This is a genomic window from Embleya sp. NPDC127516 (assembly GCF_044765325.1).
In the GTDB taxonomy this organism is placed as follows: domain Bacteria; phylum Actinomycetota; class Actinomycetes; order Streptomycetales; family Streptomycetaceae; genus Embleya.
On the sequence record NZ_JBIWJT010000032.1, the window covers coordinates 85,696 to 102,441 of the forward strand.

The following is a 16,746-nucleotide window of genomic DNA, read 5'->3' on the forward strand; positions in this document are numbered from 1 at the left end:
TTCCATTCAGTGGAACCCACATCCCCCGACCGCACCAAATCCCGACCCGCCCGAAAGACGAGATCCGGCCGCGCGACGGGATCCGGCCGGCAGCGGGTTCCGCCGCCCCGCCCGTCTACTCGCCGAGTTCGGTCCGCACCCGTTGGGCCACCGCGAACGCGCTGTTGGCGGCCGGCACTCCGCAGTAGATCGCCGTCTGCAGCAGCACCTCCTTGATCTCGTCCCAGCTCAACCCGTTCGTCCGCGCCGCGCGAAGGTGCATCGCGAGCTCGTCCATGTGGTTGTGCGCGACCAGGGCCGTGAGCGTGACGCAGCTGCGGGTGCGCCGGTCCAGGCCGGGTCGGGTCCAGATCTCGCCCCACGCGTAGCGGGTGATCAGATCCTGGTAGTCGGCGGTCAGCTCGGTGGTCCCCGCGACCGCCCGATCCACGTGCGCGTCGCCCAGCACCTCGCGGCGCACCCGCATACCCTCCGCGTGGCTCACGCGCGCACCGCCGTCAGGTGCGCGAGCATCGCCGACACGACCACGTCGGCCTGCTGGATGTTCGCCAGATGCGCCGCGTCGGCGACCTCGACCAACCTCGCGTGCGGGATCCCGGCGGCGAGTTCACGAGCGTGCTCCAGCGGCGTCGACGGGTCCCGCTCCGCGCCGATCACCAGCGTGGGCACGGTGATCCGGCCCAGCTCCGCCCGCAGGTCGTAGTGCGCCAGCGCGTCACAGCAGCCCGCGTAGCCCTCCGGCGGGCACCGGTACAGCATGTCCAGGATCCGCTGTACGGCGGCCGGCTCGCGCTCGACGTACTCCGGCGTGAACCAGCGTTGGATCACGGTGTCCGCGAGTTGCCGCATGCCCTGCGCCCGCACCGTCGCGGCCCGGTCCAGCCACGCCTGCGGCTCGCCGAAGCGCGCCGACGTGCAGCACGCGATCAGCGCGCTCAGCCGCTCGGGATGACGCGCGCCCATCCACAGGCCGACCGCGCCGCCGAGCGAGACGCCGGCGTACGCGAACTGCTTGACGCCGTAGGAGTCGGCCAGCGTGAGGACGTCGCCGACCAGGTCGCCGACCGAGGCCGTGCCCGGTACCGGGTGGGATGTGCCGTGCCCGCGCAGGTCGTAGCGCAGCACCCGGTGGTGCCGGGACAACTCCGGGATCTGCGCGTCCCACATGCCCAGTTCGGTGCCGAGCGAGGGGCCGAGGATCAACACCGGGGCGTCGGCGGGGCCGTCGAAGCGGTGGTTGAGCGTGGCGATCGTCATTGGTCCTTCTCTTGGAACACGGTGCGATGGTGCGCGAGCGCCCGGTCGATCAGGGCCGGGGCCGAGCCGAGGTAGGCGGCCGGGTCGAAAACCGCCTCGTCCAACGGGCCCAGCAGATCACGAAGGTCTCGGCCGGTCCGCGCCGAGGTCCGGGACGCGTCGGTGAGCAGGCGCCGGGCCTCCTCCTTGCCGAGTTCGGCGGCCAACTCGACGGCCAGCCGTTCGGAGACGATCTGCCCGCGGGTCAGCTCCAGGTCGGCCCGCATCCGGTCCGGGAACACTTCCAGCCCCTCGGCCAGTTCGGCCGCGGTCTCGGCCGCGCCGCCCGCCAGCCGCAGCGCGGCGCGCAGCGGTTGCCACTCGGCGTGCCACGCGCCGGCCGGGCGCTCGTGTTCGGCGCCGGCCATCGACGCGATCAGCGTCGACACGTACCCGGGCAGTTGCCGGGCGGCCGAGACGATCAGCACCGAGAGCACCGGATTGCGCTTGTGCGGCATCGCGGACGAGCCGCCCCGGCCCGCGCCGGCCGGTTCGGCCACCTCGTCCACCTCGGTCTGCCCGAGCAGCACGACGTCCCCGGCGAACTTGCCCAGCGCGCCGGTGACCTGCGCGAGCGCGCCGGCCAGGTCCAGGATCGGAGTGCGCAGCGTATGCCAGGGCAGCACCGGTTCGGCCAGCGCGAGCTCGGCGGCGAACGGCGCGAGCAGCGCGATCCCGTGCCCGCCGAACGCGGCCAGCGTGCCCGCCGCGCCACCGAGCTGCGCGGGCAGCGCGGCGCGCACCGCGCGGGTGCGCGTGTAGGCGTCGGTCGCCAGAACACACCACCCGGCGGCCTTGAGCCCGAAGGTGGTCGGTACCGCGTGCCGGCCCAGCGTGCGCCCCGCCAGCACCGTGTCCCGGTGCCGCTCGGCGAGGTCGGCCAGCGCGGCGGCGGTCCGGGCCAGGTCGGGCAGGGTCGCCTCCAGGGCGCGGGCGGCCACCAGCATCGCGGCACTGTCCACGATGTCCTGGCTGGTCGCGCCCAGGTGCACGTGCTCGGCGGCGACCGGGTCGATCGCCCGGACGGCCGCGGTCAGGTCGTGCACCAGCGGGACGACCGGGTTGCCCGCGCCACGCGCCCGGCGGGCCAGGTCGACCGGGTCGAACCCGGCTCGGGAGCCCGCCTCGATCGCCGCGACGGAGCCGGCCGGGATCAGCCCGATCCGGGCCTGCGCCCGGGCCAGCGCGACCTCGACGTCGAGCAGGGCCCGCAGGTGCGCCGCGTCGCTCGTGACCGCCTCGACCGCGGTCCCGGCCCGGACCGGCTCCAGCAGTCCGGCGTCGAACGAAGGGGCGTCGAACTCAGCGTCAAACAGCAAGGAAAACGGTCTCCTGCTCGCCCTGGATGTGCACGTCGAAGCGGTAGGAACCGGATTCCTCCCGCACGGCGATCAGCGTCTCATGCCGCGTCGCCGGAACCACCGAGAAGAGCGGGTCCGCGTGGCGGTCGTCCTCGGGGAAGTACACGCGGGTGACCGCCCGGCGCAGCATGCCGCGCGCGAACACCGACATCGCCAGGTACGGATTCGCGTCGGCGCTCGGCGCGCCGGGCCGCACCGTGGTGAACGCGTACCTCCCGAGCCGGTCCACCGCCGCGCGCCCCCACCCGGTGAACGTGGCGCCGTCGCGCGCGAACGAGCCCGGCGCGCGCGGCAGCCGGCCCGCCGGGTCGGCCTGCCAGATCTCCAGGACGGCGTCCGGGACGGGTACGCCCGCGCCGTCGTACACACTCCCGTGCACCCGGATCGCGCCCGGGGTGTGCGCCGGGACCAGGTCCGGGCCACCCGCGTAGGGCAGCGCGTAGCCGAAGAACGGCCCGACGGTCTGCGACGGGGTGAGCCCGCCGTCCCGATTCGGCGTGCCGCCGTTCGCGTCGGTCGGCCAGGTGTTCATCGATCCTCCGTCGGGGTGGCGCTCGCGCCGCCGAGCACGATGTCCCACCGATAGCCGAGCGCCCATTCGTTCTCGGTGGTGTCCATGTCGAACGCGGCGATCATCCGGCGCCGCGCCTTGTCGTCGCGGACCGAGTTGAAGATCGGGTCGTACTCGAACAGCGGGTCGCCGGGGAAGTACATCTGGGTGACCAGGCGCTGGGTGAAGGCGGTGCCGAACAGCGAGAAGTGGATGTGCGCGGGACGCCAGGCGTTGTGGTGGTTGCGCCAGGGGTACGCACCGGGCTTGACCGTGACGAAGCGGTAGTTGCCCTCGGCGTCGGTGAGGCAGCGCCCGGCGCCGGTGAAGTTCGGGTCCTGCGGCGCCGGGTGCCGGTCGCCTCGATGTCGGTAGCGGCCCGCCGCGTTCGCCTGCCACACCTCGACGAGTTGGTCGCGCAGCGGGCGGCCGGACTCGTCGAGGACCCGGCCGGTGACGACGATCCGCTCGCCGAGCGGTTCGCCGACGTGTTGCCGGGTGAGGTCGAAGTCGAGCGGGTGTACGTCGGCGACGCCGAACACCGGTCCGGTGAGCTCGGTGTCGCCACTCGGCGGGAGCACCAACGGCTTTCGGGGGCTGCGCAGTTCGGTGCTCTTGTAGGCGGCGAAGTCGAACTCCGGCAGTCGGAGCGGAGGTTGCCGACGGGAGGATCCGCCGACGGGATGGTGCGGGGCGGCGAGGGGCCGCGGTTGTGGGCTTTTCATGGGCGGGTCCTCACTTCTCCAGCGTGACGGCGAGGCCCTGGCCGACGCCGATGCACAGCGCGGCCATCCCGAAGCCGGCGCCGCGCCGGTGCAGTTGGTGGGCGAGCGTGCCCAGCACCCTGGCACCGGACGCGCCGAGTGGGTGGCCGAGGGCGAGCGCGCCGCCGAGCGGGTTGATCGAGGCCGGGTCCAGGTCGGCCCATTCGCCCAGGCAGGCCAGCGCCTGGGCGGCGAACGCCTCGTTGAGTTCGAGCACGTCCAGGTCGGCGAAGCCGCGACCGACCTTGGCCAGCGCGCGGCGGCCGGCCTCGACCGGGCCGATGCCGAAGTACTGCGGTTCGACGGCGTGCACACCGCTCGCGGTGATCCGGGCCAGCGGTTCGCGGCCGAGTTCGCGCAGACCCGCCGCGTCGGTGACCAGGACCGCGGCGGCGCCGTCGTTGAGCGGTGAGGCGTTGCCGGCGGTGATCGTGCCGTCCGGTCGGAACGACGGCTTCAACGTCGCCAGCACCTCGGGCGTGCTGCCGGGCCTGATCGACTCGTCCCGGGAGAGTTCGACGCCGGCAACCGGCACCACCTCGTCGGCGAACGCGCCGGCCGTCCACGCGGCGTCGGCCCGGGCGTGCGACGCGGCCGCGTAGGCGTCCTGCGCCTGTCGGGTCACCCCGTACTTCGCGGCGAGTCCCTCGGTGGCCTCGCCGAGGCCGACGGTCCACTCGGCGGGCATCCTCGGGTTGACCAGCCGCCAGCCGAGCGTGGTCGAGTGCAGCGTCTCGTGGCCGGCCGGATAGCCCTTGCCCGGCTTGGCCAGCACCCACGGCGCGCGCGACATCGACTCGACCCCGCCCGCGAGCACGATGGACGCGTCGCCGACCGCGACGGCGCGCGCGGCCTGGATCACCGCCTCCAGGCCGGATCCGCACAGCCGGTTGACCGTCACGCCGGGCACCGAGGTGGGCAGCCCGGCCAGCAGCACAGCCATCCGCGCCACGTCCCGGTTGTCCTCGCCGGCCCCGTTGGCGGCGCCGAACACGACGTCGTCGATCCGCGCGGGGTCCAGTCCGGGCGAGCGGTCGACCAGTGCGCGCAGCACGGTCGCGGCCAGGTCGTCCGGCCGCACCCCGGCGAGCGCGCCGCCGTAGCGCCCGATCGGCGTTCGTACGGCGTCCACGAGATAGACGTCCCTGAGCCCGTTCATCCGGTCTCCCCTGTGGCGGCGGCTGCGATGTCCTACCGCACAAGGTGCCCGGTCGGGCCGGGTCGGACGCCGGTCGTCTTCCGCTCACCGGAAGCCGGCGGTCCGGATCGCGCCCGGTCTCCCCCGGTCTCGGCCCAGCCCGCTCTCGTGTCGGATTCCGCGCCGGCCCGGGTGCGGGATTCTTTGCCCGCCCGCGACCACCGTGCCGGGGCCGCGCCGCTAACCTCTGATCGCCCCGTCGCGTCGGCGGCGGCGGCCCTACGGGGAGAGGTAACGCGCATGGCGGTCCGCAAGGCGACGATGCAGGGACAGATCGCGGAAGCGGTGGCCGCGGCCAATCCGGGCGACCAACCACTCTCCACGATGTTCGTGGTGCGCGGCCCGAACCCGATGTTGTTCGCGCTCTTCGGTGCGATCGGCGCGCTGATCGGGGCGTCGATGTCCGACTACTACTTCCTCACCGTCACCCGGCAGGGCGTGATGTTCCACCGCGCGAGCGCGCTGTCCAGCCGCCCCAAGGAACTCGCCTACGCACTGACCCACGCGCAGGCCGGCGCGCTGCTCTCCGACCTGAAGATCAACACGACCTGGAGCCGGATGTTCTTCCTGTTTCCCGGCAAGGACAAGCCCGCCAAGCTCAACTTCCCGCGTCCGTGGCGCACCGAGGGCGAGTGGATCTTCCGCTTCCTCACCGACGCGTACGCGGCCTCCGGGGCGCCCCAGCAGGCGTACGGCGCCCAGGTGCCCCCGCAGTACGCGCCGCAGCAGCACCAGTACCCGGGGCAGGCGCCGCAGGCCCCCATGGCCCCGAACCACCCCCCGGCCCCGCCGGTCGGGTACCCGGGCCAGGCACCGAACCCGTACCCGGCCGGCCCGCCGCCGCAGCCGGGCGGCCCCTACCCCGGCTGAACCCGGCCGGGCGCGACCGCCGCGGCGCGACCGCCGGCCGCGGCCGATCGCCCTAGCCGCGCAGTGGCATCGGAAGCGGTACGGCGGGCAGGCCGTCGATGCTCGCCACGTTGTACGGCTTGCCGGCGGTGTACTCGACGAACTCCTCGTCGGTCTTGCGGGACATGAACTCGTCGTGCAGCGTCCGCTCCTCGCGGTAGTCCATGAACGGGACGGCGTAGCCGCAGGTGTCGCTGACCAGATTCGCCCGCACGACCACCACCGCGCGCAGTCCGGCCGCGTCCGCGTCGCCGAACCGGGCCACCAGATCGGCGAAGCGCGGGTCGTCGCGGAAGACCGCCTCGCCCACCCCGTGCACCCGGACGATCTTCGGCGGTCCCTCGAACGCACACCACATCAGCGTGATCCGGCCGTTCTCCCGCAGGTGCGCGATGGTCTCCGCATGGCTGCCGCCGAAGTCCAGATAGGCCACGGTGCGTTCGTCGAGCACGGCGAGCGTGCCGGCGCGGCCCTTGGGTGACACGTTCACGTGCCCGTCCTCGGCGAGTGGCGCGCTCGCCACGAAGAAGACCGGCTGCGCCTCGATGAACTTCCGCAGGCGGTCTTCTATCCGCGTATATGTCTTTCCCATGTCCGCATTATCCGAGCCGACCCCGATCGACCCCATCGCGTCATCCGATCGTCTCGGTCCGTGGACGATCGGATCCCACTCCTCGGATAACATCGGCCGCCTCCCGCCCGCCGGCCCGCACGTCGGTGCGTCGGCGCGTCAGCACGCCCGCACCGCCGCCCGCACCCGCGCCAGCGCGGTCGGTGCCACCGAGACCGCGTCGCAACCGAGCCGGACCAGATGCGGCAGCACCGCCGGATCCGCCGCCGCGTCCCCACACAGCGAGACCGCGCGACCGCGCGCGTGCCCCGCCCGGATGGTCTGCGCGATCGCGTCCAGCACCGTCGGATCGGCCGCCGAGGCCGGCGTCAGGCGCGGGTCGTCCCGGCTCAGCCCGAGCAGCCGCGAGGTCAGGTCGTTGGTGCCCAGGGCCAGGAAGTCGGCGTGCTCGGCGAGATCGTCCACTTGGGCGAGCACCTGCGGCAGTTCCACCATCGCGCCCAGCGGCGGCGGCGCGAGGCCCAGGTACGCGCACGCGTCGGCGAGCAGACCCCGGACGTGCTTGATCCGCCGCGGGTGATCGACCATCGGCAACAGCAGCGCGACCTCGACACCGGTATCCGCCGCCGCGCGCATGATCCCGCGCAACTGCGCGGTCAGCGCGTCCGGTCCGGGCAGGGTGATCCGCCGGTCGTGCAGGAACGGCGGCCGCTTGTCGCCGGTGAAGTCGAGGGTGCGCACCACCACCGGCCCCGGCGGCACCGAGGCCAGCACCGGCGTCAACATCGCCACGTGCCGCTCCTCGTCGGGCCAGCCGGACTCCTCGGCCAGGAAAGGGAGTTCGGTACGCAGCAGGCCCACCCCCTCGGAGCCCGCCTCGACCGCCGCGATCGCGTCGGTAACGGTCGCGACGTTCGCCCGCACCCGGATCCGCCGCCCGTCCCGGGTCATCGCCTGGCCGGCACCGCCCCCGGGCACCCGCCGTTGTGCCGGGATCGTCCGCACCCGCGCACCGGCGTTGGCCTCGACCGTGCCCGCCTCACCGTCCACCAGGATCAGGTCCTCGGCGAGCTCGGCCAGCGCCGCGATCGGGATGCCGAGCACCAGCGGAATCCCCAACGAGCGGGCCACGATGGCCAGATGCCCGGTCTGCCCGCCACGCTCGGAGATTGCCGCGGCCGGTCGGGCGCCGCGCAGCAGGTCCAACGCGGCCAGTTCCGCGCCGACCAGCACCGCCGGTGCCCCGCCCGGGAGTTGCCCGCTCGTGGGGTCCTCGCCACGCAGTAGCGCCTCGGCCTGACGACCCACGTCGCGCACGTCCACCGCGCGCTCGGCGAGCAGTTCGTCGTCGAAGCCGGCCACCAGGTCCGCGAACTCGCGCACGGCCTCGGCCAGCGCGTCGATCGGCGCCAGGCCCGCCGCGAGGTGTCGGGCAGCGCCGTCGCGCAGTTCCCGGTCGCGCGCGATCAACGCGGCGAACTCGACGATGTCGGCCTCCGCCGACCGCCCTCGGGTCCGCAACGCCCCGGCCAGGTCGTCCATGTGCCGGGCCACGGTGTCCAGCGCCTCCGGGATGCCGGTCGGCGCGGCGGGGGCGACCGCGCCGCCCGATCCCGCGACACGTGCCGGCACGAGGCGGCCGACCGCCGAACCGGGCGCGGCTCCCGTGCCGCGAAGTACCACGCTCACGCGACGCCCGCGCGGTCGTGGCCGGCCCAGTGCAGCTCTCCCACGGTGCGTCCCCTTCTTCCCTCTTCGTCCAACCCGCCGCACGTCGGCACGCGCGCTTGTGGGCACGCGAGTTCGACCCGACGAAAGACAACCGCCCGGTCTCCCGTCACAGTCTGCTGGACGCGCGGACCGTGTCCAGCCGAGTCGCGCACAAAGGGGGCGGATGGGGACGGTGGGACATGCGGCAGGGGAAGTGGGGAAAGCGCTCCGGGAGTCGGCTCGCGGCTCGGTCGACACGGCCCGACCCGGGCTCGTGCACCGAGCTCGTCCGCCCGGTCGAGCCCGGCCGGGAGTCGGCTCGCGGCTCGGTCGGGTTCGGCCGACCTCAGCCGGGCTCGTCCGCCTCGCGGAAGCGAACGGCGGAGAGGTCGTCGACGAAGCGGCCCATCAGCGTACCGAGCGTGGCGAGATCCTCGTCCGTCCAGCCGGACAGCGCCTCCTCGAAGTGCCGGTCGCGCACCCGACGGAGCCGACGCACCACACCGCGCCCCTTGGGGGTGAGCCCGACCCGGGTGATCCGACCGTCGCGCGCGTCGGTGGTACGGGTAACCAGCTCGTCCGCCTCCAGCTTGCGCAGCTCCCGGCTGACCAAGGACATGTCCATCCGGGCCAGTTTGGCCAGGTCGCCGATCGCCAGCCCGCCGCCGCCCGCCTGCAACCGGGTCAACAACACCACCGCGGGCTGGGAGACCTGCGCGCGCGAGGCACTGGTCAGTTCGCCGTGCACGCGGCGGCTCTGCTGGAGCCGGATCAGGCGTTCCAGCGCGGTCTGGACGTGGTGCCGCGACTCGTGTCGTTCCGGAGGAGTGGGCGACTCGGCTGACGGGGGCACTGGACGAGTCCTCCAGGAGGGGAACAACGCCATACGGTTTCGTATGGCGGAGGCGGGCGTTCCACAGTCTAGGTGCGCACCCCGACCTCACAGAAGGTAATTGATGGAGTCCAGCATTGACACGTGTAGGGGCCGGTGGTTGGCTGCGCGCGGCAAGATCGACGCCGCGAGCACCCGCCGCCGTCGAGCCCATCGACCACCCCGGGGGACCAGCGTGTTCGCACTCGACGGCAGGACGGCACTGGTCACCGGCGCGGGCCAAGGCGTCGGCGCGGGCATCGCCCGTCTGCTCGCCGCACAGGGTGCGATCGTCGCGGTGAACGACCTGGACGCCGAGCGCGCCGAGCACACCGCGGAGACGATCCGGGCCGCCGACGGTCGCGCCTTCGCCGCGGTGTTCGACGTGACCGACGCCCGGGCCGCGCTCGCCGCCGTGCGGGCCTTCGAGCGGGCGGTCGCGCCGATCGACATCCTGGTCAACAACGCGGGCAACGGCGGCGCCGAGGGCTTCCGCCCGACCGTGTTCCGCCGAAGCGTGCCCGAGGACTGGCAACGCTTCGCCGACGTCAACCTGTTCGGCGTGATGGCCTGCACCAAGGCGGTACTGGACGGGATGTGCGCACGCCGCTTCGGCCGGGTGATCACCATCGCCTCCGCCGCCGGCGTGAGCGGGCAGAAATTCGGCATCTCGCTGTACGGGGCCGCGAAGGGCGGCGCCATCGCGTTCATGCGTCACCTCGCGATGGAGAGCGCGCGCGACGGCGTCACCGCCAACACCATCGCGCTGGGCCTGATGGACCCCCGCCCCAGCGGCCGCGAACTCGCGCACACCGCCGACCAGGCCGCACACATCCCGGTGGGCCGGCTGGGCACCCCCGAGGACGCGGGCGCGGCCTGCGTCTTCCTCGCCTCGGACGAGGCCGCGTGGATCACCGGCCAGACGATCCAGGTGAACGGCGGCGCGATCACCACCTGAGAGCCCTGGATCGGCGGACGCATGTGTGCTGCACTGATATCCGAACCCGCGAGTAACAACGCGTGATCGGAGTGACGGCATGGCAGCCGAGGCGGCTGGACCGAGCACGACCGACCCCAACCCCAGGACCTGGCCCACCGAGGTCCCGCTCGCCGATCTGGACTTCTGGTCGGGCCCGTTGGCGGACCGCGAGGCGGGCTTCGCGCGGCTGCGCGACTCGTGGCCGATGCCGTACTACCCGGAACCGGAGAGCCCGCTGGAGCCCGGCCCCGGCTTCTGGGCACTGACCCGACACGCGGACGTCGCGGAGGCGACCCGCCGCCCGGAGGACTTCTGCTCGAGCCGCGGCGCGACCCACATCCCCGACTTCCCACCGGGGTTCGGCGAGTTCTTCGGATCGATGATCGAGATGGACGATCCCCGGCACCAGCGACTGCGCCGGATCGTCGCGCGCACGTTCACGCCCAGGATGATCAAGAAGTTCGCGGACGACGTGGACCGCACCGCCCGCACCATCGTCGACGAGGTGGCCGAACGCGGCTCGTGCGACTTCGTCACCGACGTCGCGGCCCGACTGCCGCTGCGGGTCATCTGCGACATGATGGGCGTGCCGGAGCGGGACCACCGGTTCGTCTTCGACCGCTCCAACGTGATCCTGGGCGTCGCGGACCCGGAGTACGTCCCACAGGAGGGCGGCGGCCACATCGAGGCGCTGCTCACCGCGGGCGCCCAACTCGCCGAACTGATGAAGGACCTGGCCGAGTTCCGGCGCGGCACACCCACCGAGGACGTCACCTCGGCGCTGGTGAACGCGGAGATCGACGGGGAGAGTCTGACCGGGGACGAACTCGCCTCCTTCTTCATCCTGTTGCTCACCGCCGGCAACGAGACCACCCGCAACGCGATCTCGCACGGGTTGTCGCTGCTGACCCGGAATCCGGACCAACAACGGCTCTGGCTCAGCGACTTCGAGCGGTGCGCGCCGACCGCCGTGGAGGAGATCGTCCGGCTCGCCTCGCCCGTGGTGTGGATGCGGCGAACGGCCACCAGGGACACCGAACTCAACGGCAAACGGGTGCGCGACGGCGACAAGTTGCTGCTGTACTACTGGTCGGCGAACCGCGACGAGGCCGTGTTCGCCGACCCGGGTCGGTTCGACGTCACCCGCGACCCGAATCCGCACGTCGGCTTCGGCGCCCGCGGGCCGCACTTCTGCCTGGGCGCGCACCTGGCCCGCCGGGAGATCACGCTGCTGTTCCGGGAGTTGCTGACCCGGCTGCCGGACATCCGAGTGGTCGGCGAGCCGCTGCGGTTGCGCTCCAGCTTCATCAACGGCATCAAACACATGGACTGCGAGTTCACACCGGCTTCTCGGGCTTGACCGCCGACCCGGGCTCGGCGCCCGAGCCGGGCTCCTCGCCTGCCCCGGAGCCCGCCCCGGAGCCTGAGCCGGACTCCGCACCCGACTCCGACTCGGCGTCGGGTGCGGCATCCACCTCGGCATCCGACGCGGTCCCGGCCTCGGCCGACCCGGGCTCGGCATCCGACTTCGACGCGGCCTCCGCCTCGGACTCGCTCTCCACCCCGGGCCCGTCCCCCGACTCCGGCTCTCCCGCCGACTCGTCTTCGGAGCCGGCGGTCTCACCCGAGACCGACACCGGTGCCGAAGCCGAGCCCCGCGCCGGAGCCGGAGGCACCGACCCCGAACCCGCCGCGGCAGCCGTCGGATCGATCAACGCGTCGATCTGCTCGGCGGCCGGCAACTCGCCCTCCGGCGTCACCGCGTCCACCACCCCGGGCAACGTCGCGGCGAGCGCCGCCGCGGTCTCCTCCTTGGTCATCCCCGCCTCGCCGGCCAGCCGGACCATCTCGTCCTCGCCGAGCGCGTCGGTGATCTCCTTGCCGCTCACCGGCTGGTTGCGTCCGGTCTCCACCCAGGACTTGGCCTGGTCGCCCAGGCCGCCGGCCTGAAGGCGCTGCATCAGCGCGCCGAGGCCGCCCGAGTCGCCCTGCTTGGTCAGCATGCCCAACACGACCCGTACGAGTCCCTGGTGGCCGCTGCCGCCCCGTCCACCGAGGAGCCCGCCCAGCAGGCCGTCGAGTCCACCGGGAACGTCCATTCCGCCGCCGCTCATCCGTCCACTCCCTGCGCAGGTCGCCATATCCGGCTCTCATAGTGGGGTAAATAGGACACTACTTCGCGGTGGGCACGTCGGCGGTACACCCATCGGGGGCACGAAGGCACCCTCTCCGGCGGACCGGGGCTCCCCACCCGGCCCACCGGCGAGGCCGGGGGCGCACGTCAGCGGGTCGGGTCGAACAACACCTTGAGGCAGCCGTCCGTGCGGTCGGCGAAGGTGCGATATCCACTCGCCGCCTCGGTCAGCGGCAGCCGGTGGGTGAACACGTCCACCGGCACCAGCCGCCCGTGCCGGATCAGCGGGATCAGCGTGGGCCAGGTGGCGGCGACCGGCGCCGTACTGAAGCGCAGCGTGACGTTGCGGATGATCAGCAGCGGAACCGCGAGCGGGAACGCGAAGTTGGCGTCCACGCCGACCACCGAGACCGTGCGCGAGGTACGCACCGAGGAGATCGCGGCGGCCAGCGTCGCGTCCTGACCGACCGCCTCGATCACCGCATCCGCACCCCGCCCGCCGGTCGCCGCCATCACCTGCTCGACCAGGTCGCCCCGGGTCCCGTCGATCGGCTCCGCGCCCAGCCGCTCGGCCATCGCCAGCCGCTCGGGCACCCGGTCCGCGGCCAGGATCCGTCCCGCGCCGAGCACCTGCGCGGCCTGGAGGGCGTACAGCCCGACCGGCCCGAGCCCGATCACCAACACCGTCGCCCCCGGCGTGATGTCGGCCCGGGTCGCCGCCGTCCAGCCGGTCGGCAGCGCGTCGGTGAGCAGCACCGCGTGGTCCGCGGCGAGATCCCGCGGCACCGGCAACAACCACGCGTCGGCGGCCGGGATCGCCACCGCCTCGGCGTGTCCGCCGGGCAGACCGAGGTCACCACCGAGCACCCGCACTCCCCCGCCGACGCAGTCGATCGGGTTGCCCACCGCACAGCCCGCGCACCGTCCGCAGCCCAGCACCGGCGAGACCAGGACCCGATCGCCCACCGCGATCCGGCTCACGTCGGCGCCGGTCTCGATCACCGTGCCCACCACCTCGTGTCCCGGCCGCAGCCCGGCGGCTGGGAACTCGCCCTCGTAGAAGTGCAGGTCCGAGCCGCACACCGCGCTCGCCTCGACCCGCACGACGGCCCCGTCCGGACCGGTGAGCACCGGATCCGGGACCGTCTCCACACTCACGTCCCGGGTTCCGTTGATGACGACGGCGCGCATGTCCACTCCCTGACTGGTTCGCCCACCCGACGCCGGGAAGCACCGGCGCGGTTTGCCGGCGACACGGCCACCGGCGTCGGTAACACTGTTACAGAAGCCGTCGGAAGCCAACCCCCGAGCGGCCTTGATGGGCCCGGCGTGACGTTCGTCCCACGCCCGGCCGACGTCCGCGCACGCGTCGGTAACGTGATCTCCATGTCGCTGTCGCAAGCCCTGCGCGGGCACGCCCGGGGCGCCGTGTCGCGCGCCGCGCACCGAGGCTGGCGCGCGCTGCAACGCGCGGCCTCGATCACCGCGGAGCAGCCCGGCCCGTACCGCTTCCGACGGTTGGGCGCGCGCAGCAAGCTCGCCTTCCCGGTCGGCTCGGTGTTCGGCGAGCAGTGGATCACGGTGGGCGCGGGCTGCATCATCGGCGAGCACGTCACGCTGTCCGCCGGGCTGGCCCCGGGGCACGACCTGGGCACGGCGGCGGTGGTGACCATCGGCGACCGGTGCACGATCGGTCGCGGCAGCCACATCGTCGGACACCGCTCGATCACCATCGCCGACGATGTGTGGACCGGGCCGTACATCTACATCACCGACCAGAACCACAGCTACGCCGACCCGGATCGGCCGATCGGCACCCAGTGGCCGATCAACGACACCGTGGAGATCGGCCCGGGAAGCTGGATCGGCGCGGGCGCGATCATCCTGCCCGGCGCCAAGCTCGGCCGGAACGTGGTGGTCGCCGCGGGCTCCGTGGTCCGCGGCACCGTCCCCGACCACAGTGTGGTCGCGGGCGTACCCGCGAAGGTGGTCCGCCGGCGCACCGAGTCCGGCTGGGACCCGCCGCTGCGACACACTCCCACGCCGCTCCCGGACGGGATCACCCACGACGAACTGGTGGCCCTGCTCACCGAGTACGACGCCTCCGGCGGCCAGTAGCCCCCGGGTTCCACGTGAAACCCCGGGCCGGCGCCCGATCGGCGCCGGCCGTACGGGGGTGGGGTCGCCCGGAGCCGACCCCACCCACCGGGATCAGCGCGACCTCACGCCTTCAGGCCGGACAGGCGCAGTTGCACGCCGACCGCGTCCAACACGCGCGTCTGCTGTCCCCACTGCCAGCCCGGCACCGTCCAGTCCGCGTCCAGCATCGAGATCGACACCGACCCCCTGCCGAGCGCGGTGGTGTCCGCGTTGCGCACCGGCTCGGTCGCGCCGGGCGCCAGGCCCAGGTTCAGCTTGTAGCACGTGTCGCAGGACGGGTCCTTGACGTAGCTCACGGACAACGCGTCGGCCTCGCCCACGTTCGTCATCTCCACCCGGCCGGTCGGCTTCGCCGGATAGTTCACGTTGAGCGTGGTGTGCGCGGGCAGCACCGGCCCGTTCCGCTTGGTCGTGGCCGCGAGCCGGTCCACCAGCCGGGTCGCGAACGTGATCGCCTGCGCCATCTGCGGGAACGGGTTGCGCGGATCGGCGGTGCTGTACTCGGCGCTGAACGCCACCGCCGGGATGCCCTTCTCCGCGGCCGTGATCGAGGCGCCGACGGTGCCCGAGTGGTTGGTGGTCACGCCGATGTTCTGGCCCGGGTTGACGCCGGTGACCACCAGGTCGGGCTTGCGGTCCCGGTACACGTTCGCCAGCGCGAAGGAGATCGCGTCGGCGGGGGTGCCCTCGACCGACCAGATGCCGGGCTCGACCTCACCCGCCTTGACGATCGAACCGGGCGTCGCGTTGATGCCGGTGCCCTTGCCGGACTGGTCGGTGGCGGGCGCGACGATCACCGCGTCGTGCCCGGCCGCCTTGAGCGCCCGCTGGAGGGCGCGGATGAACGGGCCCTGATGTCCGTCGTCGTTGCCCATCAGGATGCTGAGCTTGCGCGGCGCCTGGGTGCCTCGCGCGTCGTCGCTCGCCGCAGCGACGGGCGCGCTCGCCGCGAGCAGTGCGGCGGCGGTGGCGCCGGCCGCGAGGGTGAACACGTGTTTCCTGCCGAACATGGCCATTCTCGTCCTCCGTAGGCAAGAAGGTCCGCACGCCGAGGAGCGTCGAACCACGCGGGTTCGACACCTCGGGTCTCGTGCGTGAAGCGGAACCGACCGCGCGGAACCCGTTATCGACCCAACCGGGCGGCGGGTGAAATTCGGGTCGAACAACGTGTACGGAGGGGTGAATCGGACGGAATGCACCCTGCGATTCGACACGTGTCAGCCGGCGGATAGCGAAAATAGGGTCATCGGTCGGACATTGCAATGGGCGGAGCCGGGTGGTTTCGTCCGGATGCGCGATCCGGGACACGCCCCGGCCCCGTTTGCCCGCCCCGCCGCCCGGGTCTGGCCAAGGCCCGTGCACCGAACGTAATCTGACGAAGCATCAGCCAAGCCGTCCGGCTCGGCCGGGTCGAGTGGGCGGAGCTCCGGATGATCCTGGACGGCAAAACGGTGATCGTCTCGGGCGTGGGGCCGGGACTGGGCCGCCGGGTGGCCCTGGCCGCCGCGCGGGACGGCGCCAACGTGGTGCTCGGCTCGCGCACCGAGGCCAACCTGGTCAAGACCGCCGAGGAGGTCGACCCCACCGGCGAGCGGGTCGCGTGGGCGGTGACCGACATCACCGAGCACGAGACCTGTCACGCGCTGGTCGAGCTCGCGGTGCGGCGGTTCGGCGCGGTGGACGGATTGGTCAACTGCGCCGCCCTGGACACCGTGTTCGGCGGTCTGGAGGCGACCGACTTCGCCGAGTTGCGCCACGTGGTCGAGGTCAACCTGGTCGGCAGCCTGGCGATGACCAAGGCCGCGCTGCCCGCGCTCAAGGCCGCCGGCGGCGCGGTGGTCTTCATCGCCACCCAGTCCCAACTGGTCCCACCACCGCAGGCCCCGCAGATGGCGTACGCCGCGTCCAAGGGCGGGCTCACCTCGGCCACGTACGCTCTCGCCCACGAACTCGGTCCGTACCGGATCCGGGTCAACTCGGTGGCCCCGGGCTGGATGTGGGGACCGCCGGTGGAGAACTTCGTGAACTACCGGGCGCAGGCGTCGGGTGTCCCGGCCGCCGACGTCCTCGCCGGCCTGGTGGCGCCGATGGCCCTGCCCGAAATGGCCACCGACGCCGACGTGGCCGAGGCCGTCGTCTTCTTCCTGTCGGACCGCGCCAAGGCCATCACCGGCCAGATGCTTCTGGTCAATGCGGGCCATGTGGTCCGGTAGCCGCCCCACGCGTGCCACGTGTGGAATTCA

The 16,746-nt window shown here is 72.9% G+C and carries 17 protein-coding genes; 5 read left to right on the plus strand and 12 right to left on the minus strand.

Going from position 1 to position 16,746, the window contains the following annotated elements:
* Positions 1-115: 115 nt before the first annotated feature.
* The 6 genes from pcaC to ACIRL2_RS41060 are packed head-to-tail and all read right to left on the minus strand — an operon-like array spanning position 116 to position 5,130.
* A complete protein-coding gene (gene pcaC / locus ACIRL2_RS41035) occupies positions 116-484 on the minus strand; it encodes a 4-carboxymuconolactone decarboxylase (RefSeq protein ID WP_395864273.1) in 369 nt (122 codons plus the stop codon).
* Positions 481-1,257, minus strand: coding sequence for a 3-oxoadipate enol-lactonase (gene pcaD / locus ACIRL2_RS41040; protein ID WP_395864275.1), 777 nt, complete (start codon positions 1,255-1,257; stop codon positions 481-483). Before pcaD ends, pcaC begins: the two co-directional genes overlap by 4 nt.
* Positions 1,254-2,615, minus strand: a complete 1,362-nt coding sequence (pcaB, locus tag ACIRL2_RS41045) for a 3-carboxy-cis,cis-muconate cycloisomerase (RefSeq protein WP_395864277.1) — start codon at positions 2,613-2,615, stop codon at positions 1,254-1,256. Before pcaB ends, pcaD begins: the two co-directional genes overlap by 4 nt.
* Positions 2,605-3,189, minus strand: a complete 585-nt coding sequence (pcaG, locus tag ACIRL2_RS41050) for a protocatechuate 3,4-dioxygenase subunit alpha (RefSeq protein ID WP_395864279.1) — start codon at positions 3,187-3,189, stop codon at positions 2,605-2,607. Before pcaG ends, pcaB begins: the two co-directional genes overlap by 11 nt.
* Positions 3,186-3,932, minus strand: a complete 747-nt coding sequence (gene pcaH, locus ACIRL2_RS41055; RefSeq protein WP_402239280.1) for a protocatechuate 3,4-dioxygenase subunit beta — start codon at positions 3,930-3,932, stop codon at positions 3,186-3,188. Before pcaH ends, pcaG begins: the two co-directional genes overlap by 4 nt.
* A 10-nt stretch (positions 3,933-3,942) precedes the next feature.
* Entirely contained in the window at positions 3,943-5,130 is a 1,188-nt protein-coding gene (locus ACIRL2_RS41060) for a thiolase family protein (protein ID WP_402239282.1), read from the minus strand.
* A gap of 279 nt (positions 5,131-5,409) precedes the next feature.
* On the opposite strand from ACIRL2_RS41060, the gene ACIRL2_RS41065 reads away from it, so the two are divergent.
* Positions 5,410-6,039 (plus strand): hypothetical protein, encoded by a 630-nt coding sequence (locus ACIRL2_RS41065; RefSeq protein ID WP_402239283.1) that lies wholly within the window; start codon positions 5,410-5,412, stop codon positions 6,037-6,039.
* 52 nt (positions 6,040-6,091) lie between these two features.
* Here ACIRL2_RS41065 and ACIRL2_RS41070 read toward each other — a convergent pair whose 3' ends face one another.
* The 3 genes from ACIRL2_RS41070 to ACIRL2_RS41080 form a co-directional block, all read right to left on the minus strand.
* Positions 6,092-6,670: a pyridoxamine 5'-phosphate oxidase family protein gene (locus tag ACIRL2_RS41070; protein WP_395864287.1), complete on the minus strand. Its 579-nt coding sequence runs from the start codon at positions 6,668-6,670 to the stop codon at positions 6,092-6,094.
* A gap of 138 nt (positions 6,671-6,808) precedes the next feature.
* On the minus strand, positions 6,809-8,338 hold the full coding sequence (locus tag ACIRL2_RS41075) for a putative PEP-binding protein (protein ID WP_402239285.1): 1,530 nt from the start codon (positions 8,336-8,338) through the stop codon (positions 6,809-6,811).
* A gap of 367 nt (positions 8,339-8,705) precedes the next feature.
* Positions 8,706-9,212: a MarR family winged helix-turn-helix transcriptional regulator gene (locus ACIRL2_RS41080; RefSeq protein WP_395864291.1), complete on the minus strand. Its 507-nt coding sequence runs from the start codon at positions 9,210-9,212 to the stop codon at positions 8,706-8,708.
* Between the two features lie 214 nt (positions 9,213-9,426).
* On the opposite strand from ACIRL2_RS41080, the gene ACIRL2_RS41085 reads away from it, so the two are divergent.
* A complete protein-coding gene (locus ACIRL2_RS41085) occupies positions 9,427-10,188 on the plus strand; it encodes an SDR family NAD(P)-dependent oxidoreductase (protein WP_395864293.1) in 762 nt (253 codons plus the stop codon).
* A 79-nt stretch (positions 10,189-10,267) separates the two neighbouring features.
* On the plus strand, positions 10,268-11,569 hold the full coding sequence (locus ACIRL2_RS41090) for a cytochrome P450 (protein WP_402239288.1): 1,302 nt from the start codon (positions 10,268-10,270) through the stop codon (positions 11,567-11,569).
* On the opposite strand, the gene ACIRL2_RS41095 is transcribed toward ACIRL2_RS41090, so the two are convergent.
* Together ACIRL2_RS41095 and ACIRL2_RS41100 are read right to left on the minus strand one after the other, a co-directional pair.
* On the minus strand, positions 11,547-12,323 hold the full coding sequence (locus tag ACIRL2_RS41095; protein ID WP_395864297.1) for a YidB family protein: 777 nt from the start codon (positions 12,321-12,323) through the stop codon (positions 11,547-11,549). The genes ACIRL2_RS41090 and ACIRL2_RS41095 overlap by 23 nt on opposite strands.
* A 167-nt stretch (positions 12,324-12,490) precedes the next feature.
* A complete protein-coding gene (locus ACIRL2_RS41100; protein ID WP_395864299.1) occupies positions 12,491-13,534 on the minus strand; it encodes an alcohol dehydrogenase catalytic domain-containing protein in 1,044 nt (347 codons plus the stop codon).
* A gap of 195 nt (positions 13,535-13,729) precedes the next feature.
* On the opposite strand from ACIRL2_RS41100, the gene ACIRL2_RS41105 reads away from it, so the two are divergent.
* Positions 13,730-14,461 carry an acyltransferase gene (locus ACIRL2_RS41105; protein WP_395864301.1) on the plus strand — a complete coding sequence of 244 codons (732 nt, stop codon included), beginning with the start codon at positions 13,730-13,732 and terminating at the stop codon, positions 14,459-14,461.
* Positions 14,462-14,565: 104 nt separating this feature from the next.
* Here the strand turns inward: ACIRL2_RS41105 and surE are convergent, their stop codons facing one another.
* Positions 14,566-15,519: a 5'/3'-nucleotidase SurE gene (gene surE, locus ACIRL2_RS41110; protein WP_402239292.1), complete on the minus strand. Its 954-nt coding sequence runs from the start codon at positions 15,517-15,519 to the stop codon at positions 14,566-14,568.
* Positions 15,520-15,933: 414 nt separating this feature from the next.
* On the opposite strand from surE, the gene ACIRL2_RS41115 reads away from it, so the two are divergent.
* Positions 15,934-16,716: an SDR family oxidoreductase gene (locus ACIRL2_RS41115; RefSeq protein ID WP_395864305.1), complete on the plus strand. Its 783-nt coding sequence runs from the start codon at positions 15,934-15,936 to the stop codon at positions 16,714-16,716.
* Positions 16,717-16,746: the final 30 nt, after the last annotated feature.